General features: G+C 32.7%; 26 protein-coding genes and 2 pseudogenes. 23 read left to right on the top strand and 5 right to left on the bottom strand.

Features of this window, described 5'->3' with window-relative positions; all coding sequences use genetic code 11:
- Positions 1 to 74: 74 nt before the first annotated feature.
- From rfbB to CS842_RS02610, 19 genes and pseudogenes are all read left to right on the top strand, one after another.
- On the top strand, positions 75 to 1,136 hold the full coding sequence (gene rfbB, locus CS842_RS02695) for a dTDP-glucose 4,6-dehydratase (RefSeq protein WP_103327357.1): 1,062 nt from the start codon (positions 75 to 77) through the stop codon (positions 1,134 to 1,136).
- Positions 1,133 to 1,306, top strand: a pseudogene (locus tag CS842_RS02690) (glucose-1-phosphate thymidylyltransferase); the annotation flags it as partial. The gene rfbB and the pseudogene CS842_RS02690, both read left to right, overlap by 4 nt.
- A 603-nt stretch (positions 1,307 to 1,909) precedes the next feature.
- A complete protein-coding gene (locus CS842_RS02685; RefSeq protein ID WP_146037435.1) occupies positions 1,910 to 2,911 on the top strand; it encodes an MATE family efflux transporter in 1,002 nt (333 codons plus the stop codon).
- 11 nt (positions 2,912 to 2,922) lie between these two features.
- Complete coding sequence (locus CS842_RS02680) at positions 2,923 to 3,804, top strand: DUF2334 domain-containing protein (RefSeq protein ID WP_195909843.1); 882 nt, start codon at positions 2,923 to 2,925, stop codon at positions 3,802 to 3,804.
- Between the two features lie 347 nt (positions 3,805 to 4,151).
- Positions 4,152 to 5,006: a glycosyltransferase family 4 protein gene (locus CS842_RS02675; RefSeq protein ID WP_195909842.1), complete on the top strand. Its 855-nt coding sequence runs from the start codon at positions 4,152 to 4,154 to the stop codon at positions 5,004 to 5,006.
- Positions 5,007 to 5,194: 188 nt separating this feature from the next.
- On the top strand, positions 5,195 to 5,329 hold the full coding sequence (locus CS842_RS07425) for a hypothetical protein (protein WP_265614186.1): 135 nt from the start codon (positions 5,195 to 5,197) through the stop codon (positions 5,327 to 5,329).
- A 67-nt stretch (positions 5,330 to 5,396) separates the two neighbouring features.
- A complete protein-coding gene (rfbA, locus tag CS842_RS02670; protein WP_103327353.1) occupies positions 5,397 to 6,263 on the top strand; it encodes a glucose-1-phosphate thymidylyltransferase RfbA in 867 nt (288 codons plus the stop codon).
- Between the two features lies 1 nt (position 6,264).
- Positions 6,265 to 6,666 (top strand): sugar 3,4-ketoisomerase, encoded by a 402-nt coding sequence (locus CS842_RS02665; protein ID WP_195909841.1) that lies wholly within the window; start codon positions 6,265 to 6,267, stop codon positions 6,664 to 6,666.
- The gene (locus tag CS842_RS02660) at positions 6,663 to 7,055 is read left to right on the top strand and encodes a sugar 3,4-ketoisomerase (protein ID WP_103327351.1); all 393 of its coding nucleotides are present in this window, start codon (positions 6,663 to 6,665) and stop codon (positions 7,053 to 7,055) included. Before CS842_RS02665 ends, CS842_RS02660 begins: the two co-directional genes overlap by 4 nt.
- 6 nt (positions 7,056 to 7,061) lie before the next feature.
- Complete coding sequence (locus CS842_RS02655) at positions 7,062 to 7,601, top strand: acyltransferase (RefSeq protein ID WP_103327350.1); 540 nt, start codon at positions 7,062 to 7,064, stop codon at positions 7,599 to 7,601.
- Entirely contained in the window at positions 7,598 to 8,704 is a 1,107-nt protein-coding gene (locus tag CS842_RS02650) for a DegT/DnrJ/EryC1/StrS family aminotransferase (protein ID WP_103327349.1), read from the top strand. The genes CS842_RS02655 and CS842_RS02650 overlap by 4 nt, the downstream gene beginning before the upstream one ends.
- 1,048 nt (positions 8,705 to 9,752) lie before the next feature.
- Positions 9,753 to 10,868, top strand: coding sequence for a hypothetical protein (locus tag CS842_RS02645; protein ID WP_103327348.1), 1,116 nt, complete (start codon positions 9,753 to 9,755; stop codon positions 10,866 to 10,868).
- A 260-nt stretch (positions 10,869 to 11,128) separates the two neighbouring features.
- The gene (locus CS842_RS02640) at positions 11,129 to 12,178 is read left to right on the top strand and encodes a GDP-mannose 4,6-dehydratase (protein WP_103327347.1); all 1,050 of its coding nucleotides are present in this window, start codon (positions 11,129 to 11,131) and stop codon (positions 12,176 to 12,178) included.
- Entirely contained in the window at positions 12,175 to 13,248 is a 1,074-nt protein-coding gene (locus tag CS842_RS02635; protein ID WP_103327346.1) for a glycosyltransferase, read from the top strand. Before CS842_RS02640 ends, CS842_RS02635 begins: the two co-directional genes overlap by 4 nt.
- Before the next feature lie 453 nt (positions 13,249 to 13,701).
- Positions 13,702 to 14,373 (top strand): EpsG family protein, encoded by a 672-nt coding sequence (locus CS842_RS07820; protein ID WP_103327345.1) that lies wholly within the window; start codon positions 13,702 to 13,704, stop codon positions 14,371 to 14,373.
- 218 nt (positions 14,374 to 14,591) lie between these two features.
- Positions 14,592 to 15,371: a glycosyltransferase family 2 protein gene (locus CS842_RS02625; protein WP_146037434.1), complete on the top strand. Its 780-nt coding sequence runs from the start codon at positions 14,592 to 14,594 to the stop codon at positions 15,369 to 15,371.
- The gene (locus CS842_RS02620) at positions 15,368 to 16,273 is read left to right on the top strand and encodes an exopolysaccharide biosynthesis polyprenyl glycosylphosphotransferase (protein WP_103327343.1); all 906 of its coding nucleotides are present in this window, start codon (positions 15,368 to 15,370) and stop codon (positions 16,271 to 16,273) included. The genes CS842_RS02625 and CS842_RS02620 overlap by 4 nt, the downstream gene beginning before the upstream one ends.
- 60 nt (positions 16,274 to 16,333) lie before the next feature.
- Entirely contained in the window at positions 16,334 to 16,531 is a 198-nt protein-coding gene (locus CS842_RS02615; protein WP_103327342.1) for a DegT/DnrJ/EryC1/StrS family aminotransferase, read from the top strand.
- Positions 16,532 to 16,564: 33 nt separating this feature from the next.
- A complete protein-coding gene (locus tag CS842_RS02610; RefSeq protein ID WP_103327341.1) occupies positions 16,565 to 16,759 on the top strand; it encodes a hypothetical protein in 195 nt (64 codons plus the stop codon).
- 86 nt (positions 16,760 to 16,845) lie between these two features.
- Here the strand turns inward: CS842_RS02610 and CS842_RS02605 are convergent, their stop codons facing one another.
- A complete protein-coding gene (locus tag CS842_RS02605; RefSeq protein ID WP_103327340.1) occupies positions 16,846 to 17,196 on the bottom strand; it encodes a helix-turn-helix domain-containing protein in 351 nt (116 codons plus the stop codon).
- Positions 17,197 to 17,443: 247 nt separating this feature from the next.
- Between CS842_RS02605 and CS842_RS02600 the strand changes: the two genes are divergently transcribed.
- The 3 genes and pseudogenes from CS842_RS02600 (at position 17,444) to CS842_RS06830 (ending at position 19,383) form a co-directional block, all read left to right on the top strand.
- Positions 17,444 to 18,586 (top strand): M14 family zinc carboxypeptidase, encoded by a 1,143-nt coding sequence (locus CS842_RS02600; protein ID WP_103327339.1) that lies wholly within the window; start codon positions 17,444 to 17,446, stop codon positions 18,584 to 18,586.
- Between the two features lie 50 nt (positions 18,587 to 18,636).
- Positions 18,637 to 19,242 (top strand): annotated as a pseudogene (locus CS842_RS02595) (L-threonylcarbamoyladenylate synthase); the annotation flags it as partial.
- Positions 19,222 to 19,383: a hypothetical protein gene (locus CS842_RS06830; RefSeq protein WP_195909840.1), complete on the top strand. Its 162-nt coding sequence runs from the start codon at positions 19,222 to 19,224 to the stop codon at positions 19,381 to 19,383. The pseudogene CS842_RS02595 and the gene CS842_RS06830, both read left to right, overlap by 21 nt.
- A gap of 1,118 nt (positions 19,384 to 20,501) precedes the next feature.
- Here CS842_RS06830 and rpmH read toward each other — a convergent pair.
- From rpmH to porX, 4 genes are all read right to left on the bottom strand, one after another.
- Positions 20,502 to 20,657, bottom strand: coding sequence for a 50S ribosomal protein L34 (gene rpmH, locus CS842_RS02590; protein ID WP_103327338.1), 156 nt, complete (start codon positions 20,655 to 20,657; stop codon positions 20,502 to 20,504).
- Between the two features lie 107 nt (positions 20,658 to 20,764).
- On the bottom strand, positions 20,765 to 21,163 hold the full coding sequence (locus tag CS842_RS02585; RefSeq protein WP_103327337.1) for a hypothetical protein: 399 nt from the start codon (positions 21,161 to 21,163) through the stop codon (positions 20,765 to 20,767).
- Between the two features lie 269 nt (positions 21,164 to 21,432).
- Complete coding sequence (locus CS842_RS07815; RefSeq protein ID WP_146037487.1) at positions 21,433 to 21,726, bottom strand: tRNA (adenosine(37)-N6)-threonylcarbamoyltransferase complex ATPase subunit type 1 TsaE; 294 nt, start codon at positions 21,724 to 21,726, stop codon at positions 21,433 to 21,435.
- Positions 21,727 to 21,761: 35 nt separating this feature from the next.
- The gene (gene porX, locus CS842_RS02575; RefSeq protein ID WP_103327335.1) at positions 21,762 to 23,306 is read right to left on the bottom strand and encodes a T9SS response regulator signal transducer PorX; all 1,545 of its coding nucleotides are present in this window, start codon (positions 23,304 to 23,306) and stop codon (positions 21,762 to 21,764) included.
- Between the two features lie 72 nt (positions 23,307 to 23,378).
- Here porX and CS842_RS02570 point away from each other — a divergent pair, with 72 nt between their 5' ends.
- Positions 23,379 to 24,584, top strand: a complete 1,206-nt coding sequence (locus tag CS842_RS02570; protein ID WP_322746651.1) for an HD domain-containing protein — start codon at positions 23,379 to 23,381, stop codon at positions 24,582 to 24,584.
- Positions 24,585 to 24,603 lie beyond the last annotated feature (19 nt).

Below are 24,603 nucleotides of genomic sequence, written 5' to 3'. Positions count from 1 at the left end.
TTTAGTCTCTGGTTTTTAAAAATTTTTTACTCGAAAGGATTTCTTTTTTTAAAGAAATAGTTGTAATTATAGCAGTGTTTGTCAATAAAAATATTCTGATCACCGGAGGAGCCGGTTTTATAGGATCACATATAGTGCGTCATTTTCTTGAGAAATACCCTCGTTATCGTATTATTAACCTCGATGTGCTAAGTTACGCGGGTAATTTGGAGAATTTAAGAGATATCGAGCGCAATCCCAATTATACTTTTGTAAAAGCCGACATCAGAGAGCGTAAGCTACTCTCTGGCATCTTTCAAAGATACAGACCTCAGGCGGTGCTCCACTTAGCAGCTGAAACTCATGTAGATCGCTCAATAAACTCCCCCGGGGATTTTGTTCAAACCAACATAGCCGGAACGCTCAATTTGCTTCAGGAGGCCTTATCGATTTGGCAGAAAGATTTTACGGGAAAACTATTTTATCACATCTCTACTGACGAAGTTTTTGGTGCTCTGGGATCGGAAGGCTTTTTTACTGAGCAAACCTCTTATAGTCCGCAGTCTCCCTATTCCGCTTCTAAAGCTGCCTCAGATCATATGGTGCGCGCCTTTGGCAATACACATAAATTACCCTTTATCATTTCGAACTGTTCCAATAACTATGGACCCAATCAATTTCCTGAAAAGCTAATCCCTTTACTTATTCATAATATAAATCAACACAAGTCACTTCCCGTGTATGGAGATGGAAACTACACGCGCGACTGGTTGTACGTGGGAGATCACGCTCAGGCCATTGATTTGATTTTTCATCATGGGAAAACGGGAGAATCCTATAATGTAGGTGGGCATAATGAATGGTCCAATATTGATCTAGCACGTTTACTTTGCAAAAAAATGGACCGAAAATTAAAAAAAGAAGAAGGTAGTAGTGAAAAACTTATATGTTTTGTAAAAGACCGCTTAGGGCATGACCGCAGATACGCCATAGACGCCTCAAAAATGAACAAATCGTTCGGTTGGAAACCTTCTGTTTCCTTTGAGGAAGGGTTAGATCTTACCATAGACTGGTATTTAGAAAATGTGGATTGGCTTAAAAATATAGTTTCAGGAGCCTATCAGGACTATTATCGAAAATATTACGGATATTTATGAAAAAGATTATTTTGGTAGGAGACAGCGGTACACACCTTTATCTATTGACCATAGCGGTGAGCAAACAGTTCATGCTCGCCGGCATACGTGAAATACTGATCATTACCACTCCTAAGAATCAGGAGAGTTTTCAGAAACTATTAGGTGATGTCAGTGCAATAAACTTTCGTTATTAATATTAAAAAAATGAAAAGAGAAGAGAAAATTATAAGAATAAAACAATAGTAAATACAATTTTATTCTATTTATGCGATGTTTTTTCCCGTCGAATGAACCGATGTTATATAAATCGTATTTAAAATGGGGAAATTATATTATCGGTATATAGAAATTAAAAAAGAATATATTTGGCATTTGTTTTTAATTTCTTCAAAAGAACAAGATCATTTACACTCCATTTGATGGAGAAGCATGTATAAAAATTGATTTATATATACATTTATTTACATAAATAATATAGTTGTAGGCGGAATGCATGAAAAAAAGAAAAGATTTAATACCTATTCTGAACAGATTTTACGCAAGCTTGTAAAATGAGTCAATGGATTTATTTAATCTTTTTACAATCCATTAACCTCGGGTTGTCTGTTTTTGTAAATATTTATTTTCTGTATAAGGTAAATCCAATAGAATATTCTTTAATCGCGATATATGCTATTATCGCATCCATAACATCCGTCTTCACTTCTTTAAATATTGAAACTTTCTGTATAAGGAATTTTCTGTTTTTTTTAAAAAAGGGAAATAAAAAGAGGATAAAATATTATTTTGGGTTGTCCTTATATTCTAGATTTTTAACTTTTTCCGTTGTATTTCCATTTTTACTAATTTATTCATATTATATTTCTGAAGAGAAATACGATGGTAAATATATTTATTTATTTATTTTATTCTGCATTTCTTCCTTATTGTCAGGATTAAACGAGAGCTTTAGGTTATTGACTTTAGCATTTAATAAATATGCTATCGCTTCATTTATTGACACGATATCAAGTACACTAGCAAAATGTGTAGGTATTTTTCTTATGGTTTCTTATGGAATAAAAGTTTATATCTTATCCATTATTATTTTTTCTGTTTTTTCTCTAATATGCTATATAATAGTTAATAAAGAGTGGATTATTAACCCATTTTGTTTTTCATTTCGTGCTTTACGGGGAGAACTAAAAGAATTAAAAACATTTACATATTCAGGTTATTTGCGTTTTATAAATTCTACTCTAGATCAGTTGATTGTTTCTATAGTGCTCTCACCTAGCATTCTATCCACTTATTCTCTGAGTAGAAATGTATTAGCTATAGCAGACACTACCATGTCTAACTTAATTGATTATAAAGTTCAAAAACTGGTAAAGTATAAAAATAATCGGTTGAGTTTAATAAAAGGTATTCATCAATTAGTTGATTTTCAAAAACTTTTATCTTTAACAGCAGTAATTTCTCTTGTATTAGTAATAGTATTTATTATTTTTATCAATAAATCAGGTTTTTTGATTTTGAATATCAAATATCCCTATTTTTATTTCTCATTTATATTTGTTTGTATAGGAAGTTTTATAATCGTAAACTATAAGCTATATCAATCTTTTGCAGGAATGTTTATTTCTTCAACCCTTTTATTAAAATTAGATATACAACGAGGTCTTTTATATTTGCTTTCATTTTTATCAATAACTTTCTTCCTTCAAGAGCGTTGGATTTTTTTATATATAGCCTTCTATAACGCAATAGATTTTATTATCTATAAAAAATATTTTATTATGGGAATAAAATGAATATTTTTGTCATGAAGTTTGTTTTAAGAGATGATGATGTAAACTATTTCACTCAACCGATTGAAATAGAAGCTATTTATGGTAAAATATGGAATAAATATCCTGTTTCCCTGTGTGTAGTTCCTTTTATGATGGGACGTTGGGACAAATGGATTAAGGAACTGTATAACACAGGAAATATTAAAGATGTGGACAAATGGGAAAAAGACACAACTATTTATCCTATAGGAGATAATAAATACTTGGTATCTTATCTAACAGATAAAATAAAAAAAAAAATCTCCTTATGCATTCATGGAATTCATCACAGAAATTTGAAAAAACCATATCTCAGTAGTAGACCATTCATTATAACCCCTGAATTTGATACAGATGTTGACCTGACTGCCTCTCTAAGAAAGGCAATTCTTTATTTAGAGGATGTTTTTAAGATTAAAATAAAAGTTTTTACACCCCCAAACAATAGATTATCTAAAAGTGCTTATAAAGCACTTTTAGATAATAATTTGAGCTTTGTATCGGGAGGAATACCTCAGTATAAAAAAAAAATTTTTCACGCCCATACCTTTCGTTATCTATCACATAAATTATTAAACAATCGCTTTTTGAATAAGGGTAGATCATATCCATACTTATATAACTATTCAAACAGATTTGAGCTAGATAGTTATGTTAGCCAAACACCTTATACTACCTTTGATCAGTTAAAAGAGACATTCAATTTTGTAAGAGAAAAAGACGGAATATATGTTTTATCTACTCATTACAATGGCTATGGTTTACCATTATCGTATGATAGCTCCAAAACCTTGAATGATATATTTATTAAGTTTTTAAATTATACAAGGAATTTTAACCATATTGAATATGTAACATTTGATAGTTTAATATGAAACAGAAGATAGTATATGCAACTTTCCAAGATTACCAAAATACCCGTGTAAGTTCTGCTATGGGTATTACTTTGCAAACCCTTTTATCTAATTCATTAAATATTTACAGAAAGGTTCGGTTTTATGTTTTTAGAAAAAAAAAACAATATACAGAAGATAGACTAATCAAACCTTTGATAAGCTGGTATGATTTTGTTTATTTATGTATTCTATTTTTTTCCAAGTTGGGGATTAAATACCATTTCATCAGACATCTGCAAGAGATTTACTATGATTTTAAATTATCCAGGAAATTACACAAAAAAATAGATATTCTAATCACTCCTAATGCTTGGATACCCAGGACAATGAAAAAGGTTCAAAAATATGGTATTAAAACTTTATTTATACCTGGGAATCCTAATGATCAGATGATTTATGAAATTGTGGCAAGCGAAAAGAAAAAATTAAGTTTAAACTACATAGACCCTTATGATTATATCTCTCGTTTAAACACATATAAGAAAACTATACAATATTTTGACCATATAATAGCTATAAATACTATTTACTATGACACATATGTTTCAAGAGGATATAAAAATGTACATTTATTGCCTTTTATTCCTTCCAACATAAATGTTGTAATAGAAAAACAAATACCTACAAATGTTCAATATAGATCCGAACATATTCGAATCGGTTTTTTGGCACATATTGTGCTATTGAAAGGGCTACATTATTTATTAGATGCTCTTTCAAAGCTCAGTCAGCGAGAATACATATTAATCATAGGAGGAAAAATAGAGAATAGCCCTTATAAGGAAGAAATAGAAAAAAGAATTGCTTTATTAGGAAAGCATATCAAAATGTTAGGTCACATTCAAAGTAAAGAGGATTTTTTTAATCAAATAGATATTACAGTCGTTCCCAGCATAATAGAAGGAATTCCTATGGTCCTTTATGAATCTTTAGAAAGAGGAGTTCCTGTACTCGCTACAGATAAGTGCGGAGGCAAGGATGTGATTGATGAGGGTAAAAATGGTTTTATAGTGTCTCCTGGCGATGCTCAAGAGATCTATAAAAAACTTATTTATTATAAGAATAATAAATCTTCTTTCAATAGAGAACACATCATTACTGATTTTAAGAATAAAACTAAATATTCTCACGAAAAGTTTATAAGGGATTTTCATTCATACATTAAAAATGTACATACATAGTGAATAAGATAGCTAAAAAATTGCTATTCTTCACTGTAAATTAGGGCTGGAACCCTATCTATAAAATTTTATAATATCGTTATAATCTATTCTAATTTTTATTACTTACTGATGAGTGTAATTGATTTTTTAAGGATGAAAAAAGAAGAAGGCAATAGTAAAAATTGATATGTTTTGCAAAAAACCGTTTGAGACATGACCTCAGATACGTCATAGACGCCTCAAAGATGAACAAAGCACTCAACTGGAGTTCTTCTGTTTCCTTTGATGAAGGCCTAAAGCTTACCATAGACTGGTACCTAAGACTGGTACCTAGAAAATGAATGCTGGCCTGGAAAATATAGTTTCAGGAGCCTATCAGGACTATTATCAAAAATATTACGGACACTTATGAGAGGGATTGTACTGGCTGGAGGTAGCGGCACCCGCCTTTATCCGTTGACCGTAGCGGTAAGCAAGCAGCTGATGCCCGTATATGATAAGCCAATGATTTATTATCCGCTCTCCACCTTGATGCTCGCCGGTGTGTGTGAAATACTGATCATTACTACCCCTAAGGATCAGGAGAGCTTTCAGAAATTATTAGGGGACGGAAGCGCAATAGGTTGTCATTTTTCTTATAAGATTCAGAGAAAACCCAATGGATTGGCTGACGCTTTTATTTTAGGAGAAGACTTTATCGGAAAAGACTCAGTAGCGCTCATTTTGGGAGATAATATATTTTACGGCTCAGGCATAGGAAAATTGCTTCGCAGTAAAATCAACCCTGAAGGAGGAACGATTTTTGCCTATAGAGTAAAAGATCCTCGTCAATATGGCGTGGTTGAGTTCAATTCTTTAGGAAATGCGATTTCTCTGCAAGAGAAACCTCAAAATCCCCGCTCAAATTATGCCGTGCCTGGTCTTTATTTCTACGATAATTCAGTGATAGAAATTGCAAAAAACATTCAGCCTTCTGCGCGTGGTGAGCTTGAGATTACCTCTGTAAATTCTGTTTATTTAAAAAAGAGAACTTTGCAAGTGGGTATAATGGACAGAGGTATTGCATGGCTCGATATAGGGACTTTCGATTCTCTTCTGGGTGCTGGGCAATTTATAGAGGTTATTGAAAAAAGACAGGGTTTCAAAATTGGATGTATAGAAGAGGTAGCCTATCGAATGGGCTATATTACGATAGATAAATTAACTAAATTAGCTCAAAGACATAAGAAAAGCAGCTATGGAACTTACCTAGAAGCCATTGTAGAAAACAATTGATGTGAATGGTATAAAAACTACAGAACTACCTAAAAAATCAGATATCCGGGGAAGACTTTCTTTTTTTGAAAATGAGGCTCAAATCCCATTTAAAATTCGTTCAATCAGCTGGTTCGATGCATTTTCTTTAAAAAATCTGTGGGAGGCCCATGCTCTTTTAAAGAGCTGGCAATTCATAGTGGTCTTATCTGGAAGTTTGGAATTAAAAACTCATGATGGGAAAAAAGAAAATGGTTTTGTGTTGAATCGTCCGGACATGGGCATCTGTATACCGCCTAATATCTGGATAAATTATGAAAATAGCTCTCAAGGGACCATAATATTAATCGTCTCGGAAAATTCATCTTCTGAGGAGAGTAGAATTAAAGATTTTAATGAATTTAAAAAAAATGCTCTCTCATGAGAGATATAGATAATTCCTTGCTTATAGAATTATCAAATTTTTCTGACGGAGTTATCCGTTTGGAAAATAAAAAAGATATTCCCTTTGAAATGAAAAGAATTTATTATCTCTATGAATTATCCACAGGTCAGATAAGGGGCGCTCATGCGCATAAAAAATTACAACAGTTGATGATTGCGCTAAAGGGTAGTTTTGATGTTATTTTAGATAATGGAGAGAAAAAAAAGGTATTCCACTTAGATCATGCGGGTTATGGATTGCTTATAGAGCCTGGAATATGGCACGAGATGAAAAATTTTTCCTTCGATACGGTATGTTTGATACTAGCTTCTATGAAATATAATGAGAATGACTATATTAGGGATTACAGAGAATTTTTAAATATGTAAAGCATGATGATTCATCCACTCTCTGAAGTAAGATCTTATAGTATAGGACCAGGTACTAAAATATGGCAGTTTGTAGTTGTTCTTGAAAATGCATTCATAGGAAAAAATTGCAATATCAACTCACACGTTTTCATAGAAAACAATGTGATTATTGGAGATCACACGACAATAAAATCAGGAGTGCAACTTTGGAATGGTTTAAGAATAGGCGAGGGTGTTTTTGTTGGTCCGAATGTCACTTTCACTAATGATATTTATCCACGCTCTAAAAAATATCCTGATTCTTTCAGTAAAACCTGTATAGAGCGAGGCGCTTCTATTGGAGCTAACGCTACCATAGTTACTGATCGTTCTATCGGAGAATTTTCTATGATAGGAGCAGGAAGTGTGGTTACTAAAGATATTCCTCCTTATACGATTTGGTATGGCAATCCGGCGGTTCATAAAGGCTATATTACTAAAGAAGGAACGATCCTTTCCCTAAATATGAAAGATAAAGAGGGAAATTTTTATGAAATAATTAATAACAAACCTGTTAAAAAATGATACCTTTTCTTGATCTTCAAAAAATTAATTGTCAATACCGCGAAGAACTTACAAAATGCATGAGCGAAGTGCTTGATTCAGGCTGGTATTTGCTGGGAGATCAACTTAAAAGGTTTGAAAAAAATCTCTCTGAATATATCGGAGTAAAACATGTTATAGGTGTAGCTAATGGACTGGATGCTTTAAGATTGATATTAAAGGCATATTTAGAATTGAATTATCTAAAAGAAGGTGATGAGGTTATCGCGCCAGCCAATACCTATATCGCCTCTATATTAGCCATATCCGATAATCGCTTGAAACCCATTTTAGTGGAGCCCGATATTCACACGTACAATATCGATATTGAAAATATAGAAGAAAAAATTACAAAAAAAACCCGCGCCATAATGATTGTCCACCTTTATGGACGTGTAGTATTTTCAAATCAACTTAAAAACTTAGCAAAGAAATACGATTTAAAAATTATTGAAGATAACGCTCAGGCTATTGGTGCTGAGTGGAAAAATAAAAAAACGGGTAATTTGGGAGATGCGGCTGGATTTAGTTTTTATCCGGGAAAAAATTTGGGCGCTTTGGGAAATGCCGGAGCGGTTGCAACCAATGACGATGATTTAGCTTCATGTATCAGGGATTTGGCCAATTATGGCTCAAATAAAAAATACATTAATATCTATAAAGGCTTAAACAGTCGTCTGGACGAGCTGCAAGCGGCTATATTGGATGTGAAATTAAAATACCTCGATTGCGAAAATCAAAAAAGACAACAAATAGCTCGTTATTATATTGATCACATTCAAAATGATCAAATCATCCTTCCTGATGATCCAAAAAATGAAAAAGAGCACGTATGGCATCTGTTTGTCATTCGTTTAAAATCAAGACAAAGACTACAGGCTTATCTCTCAACACAAGGGGTAAAAACTTTGATTCACTACCCTGTTCCTCCACACAGACAAAAAGCTTATAAGGAATATAATCAACAATCCTTTCCCATTACCGAACGAATTCATCAGCAAGTGCTAAGCCTGCCGATAAGTGGAGCGCATTCACATAAACAGGTAGAGAAAATAACCTATCTTCTTAATTCTTATCATCAGTGAAATTAAATTATTATGGATAAATTTAACACACTTAGAAAAATAGAGTTGATCAAAGTCTACTCTTTGAATTTTATCAGTGTTTTATTAGAATTTCTTAATAAGTTTTCTGAGCGTTAAATCGTAGCTGTTTTGATAAAAACCCTCTAGAATGGCGCTAACTGATCGGTTTCAAAGGGTATGGATGTAGGTGTTATAAAATATATTGCCGAATAACAAAGATGATGATCTTCCCAGGAAACATCACTGGGGAATTATATTTGTTTTATTGTCTGGGAACTTTATTTTATTCGCTTAATAGTCTACTGGTTATATTAAACAGTCTGAAAAATATCCTCTTATCATAAGAATAAATATCGCCAAGAGAATTCTCAGCGTGTTACTTTTATTAAGTATATAGCATGCTTCTGTATCTGGCTGTAAATCAGATATTAATATTAATATATAACTTTTATTTAATATATCCCTTGTATTTCATAAAAAAATGAATCCGTCAAATGAATCCATCAATGGTCTTTATAGATTGGCTTGACGATTATGATTTGGTTACCCTTAAAAAAGCTCTTTAATTTTACTTTGGTGTCCGTAGTGTCTATACTGGCAGTATCATTTATACAAATTTTGATAAGAAAAACTATTTGAGAGAGAAAATCTCCTTAGAAACGGCAGGCAAATGGACAGGAATCAAAAAATTATCCAATCTTTAACTTGATATAATCGTTCCTACTTTAGATCTTTACTCAGACTCTCTGAAATTAAAAATAAACAAGAGCTGAGAGAAGATTTTTGGTATATAGATTTTTAATACCTGTGATACTTTGTGGTGTTGTGATAGTTTTTATTTAAAGATATTACTATATTCTTCGGAATTTTATAAGATAAAAATCTTATTCTTTCCTCAACTGATAGTCGATATTTTAAAAATTCTCTTCTGGACATTGGCTTATCAGACACTTTCCAAAGCTATGATATGCACTTTTATATTTTTTTTGATTTCTCTTTAATACTTTAGTATTTAAAAAGATGATATTTTAATCTGATTTTAATATTTATGAAAATTCTTTTACTAGGAGAATATAGCGCGCTTCATCTGAACCTCAAAAAGGGTTTAGAATACCATGGATATACCGCAAAACTCATAGCTTCTGGGGATGGGGATAAAAAGATTGAAAGCGATTTAGTTATTAACTCAAAATATAATGGTACGCTAAAGAAAATATATATGCTTATTTGCATATTAAAAATATTCTTTACAAAAAGAAACTATGATGTAGTGACTGTAATTAATCCCAGCTGGATTCCGCTGAAAAAATGGTACTTCGGGTATAGTGGTATATTGCTATGGATTATTCTAAAACTATTTAATAAGAAAGTATTTTTGTTCGCTGCAGGTACTGATAGGACTTTTGTTCGGTTTTGTATTGATGGGCATAAGGGCATGCGGTATTGTTGCTTTACGCACAATGATGGTGTTGATTTAAGGGAGAAAGGATTATTTCATTTAGATTTTTATTATAAAATTTTTGATTTTATTATGCCGAAATTTATAGATGGAGTCATTCCAATTATGTATGACTATGCTCAAGCTTATCGTTGTGTTATGAATCGTTATAAAATAAAAAAAACTATTCCACTTTCATTATATACCCAGGAAAATGAAATCCCAAATTTTAATACAGGAGATAAATTATTACTACTTAATTCCAGATCTGACACAGATTTTTACAAAGGAGGTGTGTACATTTCAGAGGCTTTAAATAGAATTAAAGAAAAATATAAAGAAAAAATTGAGATAGTTTCATTGAACAAAATAATTCCGTTATATGAATTTATTGATTTTATCAAAAATTTTGACGTGGTTATCGATCAGTGCAAGTCTTATGGATATGGAATGAGTGCTTTATACGGTATGGTGGCAGGTTGTATTGTTATGAGTGGAAATGAAAAAGAGAATCTTAAAGAGCTTTCTTTAAAGGATGCCCCTATAATTAATATTAAACCTGATGCAGATCATATTTTTAACGAAATAGAAAGTTTGATTTTAAAGCCTAAAGATGAGCTTGTAAAGCTCAAAAAAAAATCTTATAATTTTGTTCGGTCTTTCCATGATGCCAGAAGTATTGCGCGTGAATTTATTCATGTTTGTAATTCACAAAATATTATTTAATAATACAAGTTCATACTCCTTACCACTCTATATAATATGAAAAATACTATTAAGATGTATTATAGATATTTTTCTAAAAGATCTTTTTCCAAAGCATTGAGTAATTTGAAGAGTTTTTAAAATAAATTATTTTTTTACTTATATTATTAAAAGGGTGTTTGTATAATTTTCTAATTAAGTGTTTTTATGTCCATGATCAGTTTTTAGTACACCATGCACTGGTGTTATTTTTATCCTGTGGAAAAGATGTTTAAAATGGTATGATTTGTGTCAAATTAAATATTCTGGTTACCGGTGGATCCGGTTTCATCGGTTCACACCTTTGTAAAGCACTTTTAGAAAAAGGTCATTACGTAATCAATATCGATAATTTTGATGATTTTTATAATTATCAGATTAAGATAAAAAACACCTTATATTCTTTATCCTCTGAGGAAATTTTATTTGATAAAGAAGACGATAAGTCATCCGCTTTAAAAAAACTTTCTAGCGGTATAGAGGGTTTCAAAAATTATTCACTCTATATCTGTGATATTTGCGATTCTAAGGCGGTAGAAAAGATTTTTAAGGTACGCTCTATAGAGGTCATTATCCATCTGGCGGCTTTAGCCGGGGTACGTCCTTCTATAGATAGACCCCTGGAGTATGAGAAGGTCAATGTGAGGGGGACTACGAAATTGTTGGAGTTTTCTAAAAAGTACGGAATAAAAAAATTCATCTGCGCCTCTTCTTCCTCAGTTTATGGAAATAACAAAAAGTTTCCTTTCTCGGAAGATGACTCTGTAGATCAGACTGTTTCTCCTTATGCCGCCACAAAAAAGTCCTGTGAGCTTATCGCTCATGTATATCATCATCTTTACGCTATTGATATGATCATACTGCGATTTTTTACCGTATACGGTCCTGGGCAGCGTCCTGATTTGGCTATTCACAAATTTACCATACTTATGAGCTTTGGAGAAAAGATTCCCTTTTTTGGAAATGGAAGTACCTCAAGAGATTATACTTATATAGATGACATTACAGAGGGTATATTAAATTCTCTGGATTATGTAACGCAACGAACAGGGGTGTACGAGATTCTTAATCTGGGAAATCATCAGAACGTTAGTTTAAAAGAAATGGTAAAAACGCTCGAATCCGCTTTAAGTATAAAGGCGAATCTGCAGTTGTTTCCATTGCCTGCGGGAGATGTTGAAAAAACTTGCGCGGACATTTCGAAAGCTAAAAAAATGATCAAGTATTTTCCTAAAACTGGTTTCCGTGAGGGAATCGATAATTTTGTGGAATGGTTTAAAAAACGGTCATGAAGAAAATCCTTTTGTTTATCCTTCCGGATTTATGTGCCGGCGGCGCTGAGCGGATCACTACGATCTTGGTCAATCATGTCGATAGAGATCAATTTTTGCCCAAACTTCTGCTTTTAAAAAAAGCAGGACTCTATCTTGATATGCTTAAAAAAGATGTCGAGGTCATTGATATTCATGTCTACAAAATAAGATATTCCCTTTTTAAACTATTGAAAGCTATTAGAAAGCTAAAGCCTGATATTGCTTTTTGCGGCTATGGAGAGCTCAATGCTTTTATAGCGCCTTTTTTGCCGTTTTTTAAGAAAACCAGATTTATCGCGCGTGAGACCAATATTGTAAGCGAGCATGTGGTGAGAAGGGAAATTTTATTTTTCTATCGTTTTTATAATAATTTTCATAAAATCATCGCTCAGTCTGAGGATATGAAAGCGGATTTGATTGAAAATATGAGAATTCGACCGGAAAAAATCGTAAAAATCAATAATCCGATCGATATGGATTTAATTACAAAGAAACTCTCAAGTATTGAAAAACCTGGAGAATATTTTAAAGATAAAAAGAATATACTAGCCGTAGGGTCCTTAAATAATCGCAAAGGTTTTGATAATTTATTGAAAGTTTTTTCTTTTCTGAAAAGTTTAGCTGTTCATCTTTTCATTATAGGAGAGGGACCAGAAAAAAAAAAGTTGCTCGAACTGAAAAGAAAACTCGCTTTGGATAACGTTTCCTTTTTGGGATTAAAGAAAAATCCTTTTATTTATATGAAACATGCCGATTTATTTGTGCTCTCTTCTCGATACGAAGGATTTCCAAATGTACTTTTAGAGGCCAACGCTTGCGGCACCCCTATTTTTGCTAACCATTGTAAAGGAGGTATTGATGAGATCATCGAATCTGGTATTAACGGAGAATATGCAGCTATTGAAGATCATAAAAAATTTTCCCAGAGGATTTTAAAAATTTTGAAAGAAAAAGAACGGTATAAAGATCTGAGAGAAAGAACAGAGAAAAAATATTCTATAAATAATATTTTTCCCTTTTATTATGATGTTTTTAATAGTTTAAGATGATACAAAACAGATATGGTTAATTCTTTATTTCTTACACTGTTTTTGTTGCTTGTTTTATCGAGTCTCTTTGAGATTTTTGCTAAAAAAATATAAAATCATTTTTTATTCCCTGAGCGTTGCCTTATTTGTAATAGCCGGCATAAGATATGAAACGGACTCAGATTATTATCCTTACATAAATATTTTTATTCCATAAAACAAAATGCAAGAGGCTATTTCGCAAATTTTAGTATTAAAAGGTTTTTTTTATATTAAATTATTTTTTTTAGAGACTTTAAATATGGATTTGATATAGTATTTCTTATTATGGCTTATTTTGGAGTCATTTTAAAAGCAAAAATATTCTTTCGATATAGCGTATTTCCTTTTGTATCTTTGATTTTATATTATCAGTCTCCTTATTTTATCGGAGAATTCGCTCAGATTCGTCAATCTGTTGCTTTCTGATTTACGATTCTTTCCTTACCCTATACTATAGAGAGAAGATTTGTTAAATTTTTTCTACTTACTTTTTTTGCTTTTTGGTTTCATGCTTCCGCCGCCATTTTTTTCATCGCTTATTTTATCGTCACTATAGACCTTATAGGTCTAAGTAAATATTTTTTTGTATTTATTTTTTTAATAGTCTTTATTCTATCTAATGTGTCCTCCTTTGGAAAATATTTCTTAGAAAATTTGAATATGTTTTTATTTAATGATTATATAGAACAAAAAGTGAGATCTTATCTTCATAATAAAGTTTATGGCAAGCCAATTATTTTTGCCGCCTCTGAGATCATTCGATTAACAATAAGTTTATTTGTTTTATTTACAGATCTTAAAAATTACAAATCTGTTAATGTGAAATATTACAGAGCAGTTTCCAATTTGTTTTTATTTGGTATCTTTTTGTTTTATCTGCTTAAAAGCAATGAGATTTTTGCCAACAGACTCAGTTCATATTTTAAAATATATGATTGCCTTCTTATTCCTTTACAATTTTTTGTATTGGTTAAACAAAAGAAAAGCCTATTTATCTCACTATTGAGTATATTTTTATTTTTTGCTCATTCAGTTGTTTTCTTTATTTATAACGCCTCGAATAAAAGTATGCTTGTTTACAAAAACATATTTACAGATCGATAATTATGATTATAGAGATTTTACTTTTTAACATGGAGTGAAAAAATAAAATGGCTATCTATCAATCAAATTAGTCTTGAAGGACTGCTATTTTATTGCTTATCAGAGAATAATATAAAAACTTTGCTATTTCGAAGAAGCTCTCTCTTAAGGCAGAGAACTATGCAATTAAGTCTTGCTAATGAAGAGGTGTTTTATTTATGCTGTCATAATACAAAATTTTGAGTGATTTAGTGACCATAGTCATGCCTAATTACAATTGTCAAAAATTTATAGGACAGGCTATCGCATCTGTTTTAAATCAATCTTATGTTTATTGGCATTTGATCATAGTGGATGACGCCTCTACGGATAACTCTGTTGAAATTATTCGATCGTATGAGAAAGTGCATGAGAGAATTGAACTCATCGCGTTGGATAAAAATCTCGGAACTACCGCGGCGCGCAATATAGGAATAGAAAAGTCCAAGGGAGATCTGCTGGCCTTTATGGATAGCGATGATCTTTGGATGAAAAACAGGCTGGAAAAGACCATAGATTTTTTATTACATGGTGATTATGATTTCGTTTATTCCTCCTATAAGAGAGCCGATGAAAACTTAGCTCCCTTATTGAGCGATTATATCGTTCCTGAGAAATTGAGTTTTAAGGATATGTTGTATCATAATCCCATTTCTATCCCATCTGTATTGATCCGTATTGGCCGTATAGGAAAATACTACCAGCCGGACGTTCCAAAAAGAGAAGATCACGCGCTTTGGCTTTCCATACTTGAAGATATAGAATACGCTTATGGAATTCCAGAACCTTTATTCGTTTACAGAATCCGAAAAGGTTCCTTATCGAGGAATAAACTTGAAATGGCTAAATTTCAGTACCTTCTTTACCGAAGGTATTTGAAGCTTTCTTTTTGTGAATCATTTTATTATACCGTTCACTGGGCCATAAATGGCTTAAAAAAATATAGGAAATTTTTTTGTTATATTTTTAAACGAAAATGAAGGAAATCATTTACATATTTTGTCCCCAAAAGGACAAAAGAATTATTGGCAATCTGGTGAAGCAACGCAAAGATATAAGATATTTCATTAATCTTTCTTCATTAAAGCCCAAACCTTCAAAAGGAATACGAATTCTTTATCATAACGCGCCTTTTTTAGATGACGAACACGCAAAATTTCTCTTGAAAAAGGTAGAAAAAGGCCATAAAGTATATCCTTTGGCGGATTATCTGGATAAAAAAAAAGGATATACCGATTTACCATTGGTAAACAACGCTTATTTTTTGCGCACCAGGCAATTTTCAGTGCTTAATAAAAGGAGAAACTTTCTTTCAAAAAGAGCAATAGATGTTTCGTTCTCTCTTTGCCTATTAATGGTTTTGAGTCCGCTTATCTTAGTAGTGGCGTTTTTTATATGTCTGGACTCGAAAGGTCCGGTTCTCTATTCACAAAAACGTGTGGGGCTTTTTAATAAAGAATTTAAGCTCTTTAAGTTCAGATCGATGCGAGCGGATGCGGAAAAACATGGAGCCATATGGGCGAAAAAAAGTGATGATCGGGTTACTAAAATAGGATCTATTCTTCGAAAAACGCGCATAGATGAGCTTCCGCAACTCTGGAATGTACTCAAAGGAGAGATGTCTCTTATAGGTCCGCGTCCCGAGAGAAAGATATTTATAAAATCCCTTAAAAATAATATTCCTTACTATGAGTTCAGACACGCAGTAAAACCAGGAATCAGCGGCTGGGCGCAAGTGAAATATCCCTATGGATCTTCTTTGGAAGATGCCGAGTGGAAACATCGCTACGATTTATATTATATTAAATATCAGAGCTTGTTTCTCGACATAAAAATCTTTTTTTTTACCATAAAAACCGTTCTTTTTGGCAAAGGCCGATAAAAAAATATACCTCTCACCCCCTGGTATCAACTCCAATGTCAATGATATGCTAAGCTCGCGATGGATCGTTCCTTTCGGTCCTTATGTGGGGATCACCTGGAGGAAAAACTTAAAGAGATTACCGGTGCTTCTTATTGCGTAACCCTATCTTTCGGAACGGCGGCTTTGCACCTGGCCTTAAAAGCTCTGGATATGTCCAAGCCGGCGATACTGTATTTTGCTCAAGCTCTTCTTTTATCGCTTTGGTTTGCCTTATAGTGTATACAATAGCGAAGAGCGAAGCTGGAATATGTGTCCGAAGGTTTTGGAAAAAGCTCTCAAAAAGACCTATGCTCAGGAAAATTACCTGCTGCGTTAATCATGGCGCACTCCTATGACACACCCGATAAGGTGGATGAAATTATGAGCTTGCTCTGGCATTACCGGGTTGCCTGTTATCGAGGATTAAAAATGAAGAGCACTTGCTCGCTTTGCAAAAAAAACTGAGCAATATAATCATCAGGTGATATGGCCTGAGAAGTGGAGCATCAAACTTTTTGCAAAGATTTGTATCATTTATATACCACTATATTTTAAATTTTTTTATCCTCTATGGGATCGTAGTTTTTAAAAGTTCCGTCTTTAAAGAAGACTATTATACTCTCTTGCTCCGATTTTTTTTTTAATTCCTTTTTCTTTTCAATATATCTTCCTTCATTTAAAATTTTACTTTTTACTTTTTCGTCTTTTTTTATTCCTAATAAGAGCCAATAAAGGTCAACGAAGGGCAAAGCCCGACAGATTTTTAAAACGATCTCCAGACTGGGTTTGTTTCTTCCTGAGAAGATATGTGAGAGACTTGATCGGCTTATATCAATTCTATCAGCAAAAAGGGAAGGCGTCATTCCTTGCTCATTCATTATTTTTTCTATCCGAGAAACCATATACAAATGTAATTAATTAGTAAAAATTGTATTGTACAATACAAATTTAAAATAAAAAAATAAATCAAATTCAGTTAAAGTAAACATGAAGTAAAAGTTTACTTTTTAAAACATAAGTATCTCAAAATCAAATTTTTATTATAATTAATAATTAAAATGTAAAATTTTATACAAACCTTACGTATATGTGTTAACATATATAAATTAAGCTTATGACTCTATATTTATACCTTTGTAAAAAATCCTTATGAGCTTTGACATTCATCTGTTGGATAACAATTACCCTTCCTTTAAAGAGGTTACTTTCCATTCTCGAATCTTTCAATATGATCATTTAATGGATCACTTAGATTTTTGTCAAAAGATTTCTACAGTCACCTCTATAGGACATTCAGTAGAAGGACGAGAAATATTCAAGCTTAAGCTCGGGAGAGGTCAAAAAAAAATTCTGATATGGTCTCAGATGCATGGTGATGAATCTACCGGTTCATTAGCTATGTTTGATATATGGCGTTTTTTATCCCAGGAGAGTTTTTTATCATCGCTTATTAAAAACAAACTGGAAATCTCTTTCATTCCTATGCTTAATCCTGACGGCGCCGAGAGGTTTAAACGGAGAAATGCAATGAATATTGATTTAAATCGGGATGCCATAGCATTGCAGTGTCCGGAAACAAGAGTTCTTTTCCAGGAAATCTCTACTTGTACTCCAGAAGTATTGTTCAATTTACATGACCAGCGGAGCCTTTTCCATGTAGGATCTACTCCCAAACCGGCAGTGATTTCTTTTTTAGCGCCTTCTGAAGATTTTCATCGTACTCTTACTCAAGGTCGAAAGAATACCATGGGGTTTATCGCTCGTATAGTTCATTTTGTTAAAAGTATCTTGCCGGGAATGATAGGTCGTTATAGTGATGAATTTTATCCAACTGCCAGTGGAGATCGCCTCCAGCAGATGGGTTATCCTTGTGTGCTCTTTGAGGCAGGTTATCATTATCAGGATAGAGAGAAACAAAAGGCGCGTAAATACAATGCACTGGCGATTTTATCAGGTCTATATTCCCTTACTCAATTTGACGATTTTACTTCCTTTTATAGTGATTATTTTTCCATTCCCGGAAATGACAATAAACTACTGGATAAAATTTATAGAAACGTTCAACTAAAAAAAAATGGCTTGGTGATTCAGGCCGATATCGGTAGTAGGATGCAGGAGATTTATAATAGCTCTGTCGATAAGCTATGTTTTGAAGAACGTATTGTAGAAATCGGTGATCTGAGTCATTTTTTTGCTCGTGAGGAAATTTCTGATCGGAAAGGACGCTATCTGGGAAAAAATGGAGAAACTTACCCTGAACTTGGAGAAAAAACAGATTTTAAGCTTATTTGATAAGATGATATCTTGATTTTGCATATCAAATTATATATATTTCATCTTTTATGTCACAACTTATCAAACTTTATCCTGAGAATCCACGTGAGGATCTTTTAGATTGTATTGTTGAAGTACTTAAAAATGGAGGTCTTATCATTTATCCTACCGATACAGTTTATGGTTTGGGTTGCGATATTACAAATAAAAAAGCTATGGAACGCTTGGCAAGAATCAAGAATGTAAGACTTGATAAAGCGCAGTTCTCTTTTATATGTAATGATTTAAGTCATCTTTCCTCTTATGTCAAGCCTATTCCAAATACTATATTTAAGCTGCTTAAGCGTTCTACGCCAGGGCCTTTTACTTTTTGTATTACCGGCAGCTTATCATTTGCCGCATGCTTTTAGAAATAGAAAAACTGTAGGCATTCGTATTCCTGATCATTGTATTCCGCGAGAGATCGTCGCTAAACTTGGCCATCCCATAGCTTCCACTTCGATTTATGATAAAGATGATTTGGTGGAATATAACGTAGATCCGGAATTAATCGCTGAAAAATACGATCGTTTAGTAGATATAGTCATAGATGGAGGTTATGGTAGTAACAAGGTTTCTATTATAATTGATTTCAATGAAAATGAAATATTGTATTGAGAGAAGGCAAGGGCAATCCTGAATCGATTTTACAATTTATAGAATTTATGGTATTTCATATTCCTAACGCGCATTTTCACCTTTTGGCTAAAACCTTTCACGGCCTTGAGCGTTTATTAGCTGATGAATTGAAATCCATAGGGGTACAGAATATCTAGTTGGGAAGACGTTGCGCATATTTTTATGGAGATAAAGCACTTTTTGTATAAGGTGAATTATTCTCTTCGAACAATCCTTTGCTTGCTTAAACCCCTAGGAGATTTTTGTGTTTATTACTCTGAAGATCTTTACCATAAAATTTACCAGTTAAATTGGTTGAATTATATCCCTTTGGATAAGACTATTGCTGTGCAATAGCCGGACTACGATGAAGTTTTATTTCAAAAAATCGTTTGGCAAGAAAGATCAAAGATAAAGGAAGTAATTTATTGTATATCAATATGATATATAGACACCAACGCTTTAAAAATAACTGCTAAAAGTTTGGAATTGCTGAATTTGAAAAAGACTGTTCACCTAGAGGTAGTGGATTCCTTTCTAAAGAAAACAAAACTGATTATATGAAATTTATAGTGTTTAACCGGCCTTATAATAAAAGATTACCTGCAGATTTACCGGTTTTTTATAAAGCCATAGGAGATGTTTTGAAGAAAAATTACCTTGGGTACAAAAGCATAGATTTTTTGTCCTGAGAAGACAGATCTTAAGCATATTAAGCTCTCAACCTTCACGTAAAATCTCTTTATTCAACGGGAAAATTCCTTGTCAGCTCATGAAATATGAACTTTACCAGGGGAACAAAAAGGGTAGTTAATAAATTAAAATGTGAATTTTCCATCTTCACATTTTAGGGTGTGTGCAGGAAAATTTTTATTAAAGTATAATTTTGAGTGCCAACGAGAACGGCATAATGGGCATGTTGACTGATATTTAATATGATGAGTTTAAAGTATTTTCTAAAGAAGTCTCTTCGGGTGAGTTCATAAATGTTCTTATACCTTGATAGGTAAATCTATTTTTTATATCCTTATAGAAAATTACTCTGAGCACGAATCGTAAATTATCGCTTATATTTCGGTTTGAAGAAGTTAAAATCTTGTAAAACAATCCCTAACTTCCTTCTAAGTAAAGGAATATGCGCATTTATAAGGTTTCTTAAATCAGTATCAAGGCTAAAGTTGATTCCATGTAGTATAGGCAACTGTGATTTGATATACAGAAACCTCATCTAAAGAAATAGCTTTCTTATTACTCTTAGAATAAGATATTAGCGTTTCTAACGCTTATGTCTTACATGACTTACTGATAATTCCTTTCGACCTTTTGCACGGCGTCTAGACAATACTCTACAGCCGGCTTTGCTTTCCATTCGTTCCATAAATCCATGAGTGTTTCTCTTTTTTCTCACTGAAGGTTGATAAGTTCTTTTCATTTTTTCTGAATCTTCTCTCTAAGTTGCGAACTTACAACATTGATAGAAAATTACAGTACAACTACTAAAAAATCTTAAATTTTATGGATTAATTTTTAAATTAAAAATCAGTCTATCAGTAGTATTCGTATGCTTTCTACAATAGCTTTTTTGGGTTGATTCTCAATCTCGAAGATATAAATCTTTTTATTACTTTCATTATTATAATGAATTTGATACCTTGGAAAAGGTTTTTTTCTCGGTAAGCTTTTTGCAAAATGAATGTCCCCTTGTGTAAAGAGCTTTTCTTTGATAAAAGCGGTATCAGCATAGGATTTCAATTCATCTGATAATGAAATATAGCAACTCTTGTCAATAATGATGTTTTTCTTTGAAAGATTGTTCAGAATTCTCTGATTGGGAAAATAAGCGCAAGAGAATATACGTCTGCCAAAAAGCCCTGTGATGATCAGTATTCCTATACCTGATCCCAAAAGAAAAAATCTTAATCGTCTTATAAAACTCATGATTAAAAAATAAATAGAATGAAAGGGTAAACTGTATTTTTAACCTGTTCTTTTTTTCTTACACTGAGAAGATCACAACCAGTTATCAATATGTTAGACTAATCCTGTGCTTGTTTTGTAGGATTTTTTTAATTATTTTTATTACTTTCTAAAAAAGATCTATAAAATTCAGACATTTAAATAAAACTTGTACTACGCTGCTTTTCCTTTTCAATCAGTTGAAAACTATGGTGTTGCTCAGGTAAAAGACTTAATAGCTTTTCAGGCTATTAAACAAATGTTTTTTGAGTAAAAAAATCCTCATAGTTCATATCATATACTTCTTGTAAATTTTTGATCCAGTAAAAATAAAAATGACAGATGCGTCTCTTTTTGCCCAAATACTCATTTAGTACCGAAAAACTCGGATTATTCGTTTGAGATTTCTCTACACCTAAATGTAAACATATGTACTTGATCAGAGTGGTTTTTCCTACGCCCATGGCGCCATAAAAGGCTACAATGGGCTGATCTAAGTTCTTTATAATAGCTTCTTCTTCGAAATATGTCCTAAATCTTCCAATGAACGAGCTTTAAATAGGAGAGACATTTATGTTTATTATGGTTTCATAATGATAAATGGAATAATCATCTCTTCTAAAGATACGCCCCCATGCTGATAGGTGTTTTTATAATACTTAACAAAGTGATTATAATTATTGGGATAGGCGAAAAAAAGGTCTCCCTTTGCAAAGATATACTTTGAACTGACATTTACTTTAGGTAATTGATAGTCTTCAGGTTTTTGAGCTACTAGAACTTCTTTATCGTTGTAATTGAGATTTTTTCCAAGTTTATAGCGAAGATTCGTACTAGTTTCTTTATCACCGATGACTTTTGAAGGATCGTTAACGAAAATCGTTCCGTGATCTGTAGTTAACAAAAGATTCATTCCAGAAGCGGCAGCTTTTTTTATCAGCTGAAGAAGATAACAATGCTCGAACCAATTCTTCGTAAGTGCACGATAAGTGATATCATCACGTATGATTTCAGCAATTAGTCGATTATCAGTCTTAGCATGTGATAAAATATCTACAAAATTATATACGATAGTAGTAAGGTTATTATCTGATAAATGTGAAAAATCATCGAGCAATTTTTTCTCCTGATCTGAAGAGAGCAACTTGAAATATTCCGCTTTCAAATCTCCTAAACCAAGTCTTTTGAGCTGCTCTTGAAGAAAAAAATCTTCATATTCATTCTTTTTTCCTTCTTCAGTGTCGTTAAGCCAATATTTTGGAAAACGTTTTTCTATCTCCAAAGGCATCATACCGGCGAAAAAGGAATTCCGTGCATACTGTGTAGCGGAGGGTAAAATACTGCAATAAAGATACTCTTGTTGTATGTTGTAATATTCTTTAAAAAGTGGCTGAATGACCTTCCATTGATCATAGCGCAAATTATCTATGAGGATTAAAAGCGTTCGTTGGTTCTTGCTCAAATGAGAACGGGCATATGTTTGAAAAACATTATGCGACATCACCTGATGTTCGTTAGCCTTCAGAAAATCAACGTAATTTTCCTTTATATACTTGAAAAACAAATGATTAGCCTCTCCTTTCTGTTGAAACAGAATCTCCTGTAGTTGAGGTTCTTTAATTTCTTCTAATTTTAACTCCCAGTATATTAGTTTTTTGTAAATATTCTTCCATTCATCCATACAGTGCGCTTGCATGATTTCTATGGAGATATTCCTAAATTCTTTTTGATAGTGACTTACAGTTTTTTCGGATATAATTTTAGAGGACTCTAAGATTTTTTTCAAGCTCAGGACAATCTGATTCGGATTTACAGGCTTAATCAGGTAATCGGTAATCTGACTGCCTATAGCTTCGTTCATAATATTTTCCTCTTCACTTTTGGTGATCATAACTACCGGAAGCATTGGACTGAGCTGATGTATTCTTTCAAGGGTTTCAAGACCATCTATTCCGGGCATATTTTCATCTAAAAGAATCGCTGCATAACTTTCTTTCTGGATTTTTTTTAAAGCATCTATTCCATTGTTGATCGTATCAACTTCATATCCTTTTTTTTTTAAAAATAAAACATTAGGTTTCAGTAAGTTGATCTCATCATCCACCCATAGAATTTTTGTTTGCATTTACTGACAACTTAATTTTTTCATGGTAAATTTAACAATTATTAATCGTTTATCAGTAAAAGTATAAAAAAATTGAAAAAAATTAACGACCCGATGTATGGTTTGATTTCTATCCGCAACCTGATGGTACAGAAATTGATAGATCATCCTTATTTTCAGCGCCTGAGATATATATCACAAACTGGTCTAGCGCATTTGGTATATCCTGGCGCGCAACATACCCGCTTTCACCATGCTTTAGGTGCGCTTAATTTAATGCAAAGAGCTGTAGAGACGCTTCGCATGAAAAAAATCTCTATAACCCATGAAGAAGAACAAGGAGTATATATAGCTATATTACTTCACGATATTGGTCATGGGCCTTTTTCTCATGTACTGGAAAAATCTATTGTCGTGGGTACTCATCATGAAGATTTGTCAAGAATTTTTATCCGCCATCTTAATAAGACGTTTAGCAGTGCACTGGATTTAGCGCAAGAAATGTTCGAAGGAAGATATCCAAAAAAATTCCTTTGTCAGCTGATTTCCAGTCAGTTGGACATGGATCGTATGGACTATCTTCAGCGTGATAGTTTCTATACAGGCGTAGCTGAGGGAGCCGTTAGTGCTGATCGCCTTATCAGCATGCTAAATGTTTCAGATAATGAATTAGTTTTTGAGATCAATGGACTGCCTTCAATAGAAAATTTTCTCATTTCACGCATGTTCATGTACTGGCAGGTGTATCTTCATAAAACTAGTTTAGGAGCTGAAAGATTGCTCATCCATATCTTCAGACGTGCTAAAGAGCGGATTATCTCAGGAGATTTAATCGAGGCATCGATATGTTTGATGCATTTTTTAAAAAAAGAACAACCTACTCGCATAACAAGTTTTGATGAAGATGATTTGAGATATTTTGTGATGTTAGATGATACGGATGTATGGCAGGCGATTAAACAATGGCAATATGCCTCGGATCGCACTCTTTCATTGATGTCTCAAATGCTGATAAATCGAAAACTCCTGAAAGTAAAAATTTCAGAAAGATCTTTTTCAAAAATATTTGTTGAAGAAAAGATATATCAAGTTGAAAAAATTCTGCAAGTTCCTCAGGGTAAATATTTTGTATATCAAGAAAAAATAGAAAATCTGGTCTATCATCCTAAAAAAAATCCTATAAAACTTTTGATGAAAAATGGAGATATTCGCGATATTTTGGACAAGTCATCATTTCTAAAAAACAAAAACATCTGTAATCCGATGAGCAAGTATTACCTTTGCTATTTGAAGGGATAAAAGGCCTCTTCCAAATAAA

The sequence above is a fragment of the Bacteroidetes bacterium endosymbiont of Geopemphigus sp. genome (genome assembly GCF_002904345.1).
In the GTDB taxonomy this organism is placed as follows: Bacteria; Bacteroidota; Bacteroidia; order Flavobacteriales; family Blattabacteriaceae; genus GSPS2-BC2016.
Note: the sequence above shows the minus strand (reverse complement) of the source record. Positions and strands in the feature narration are given on the sequence as shown.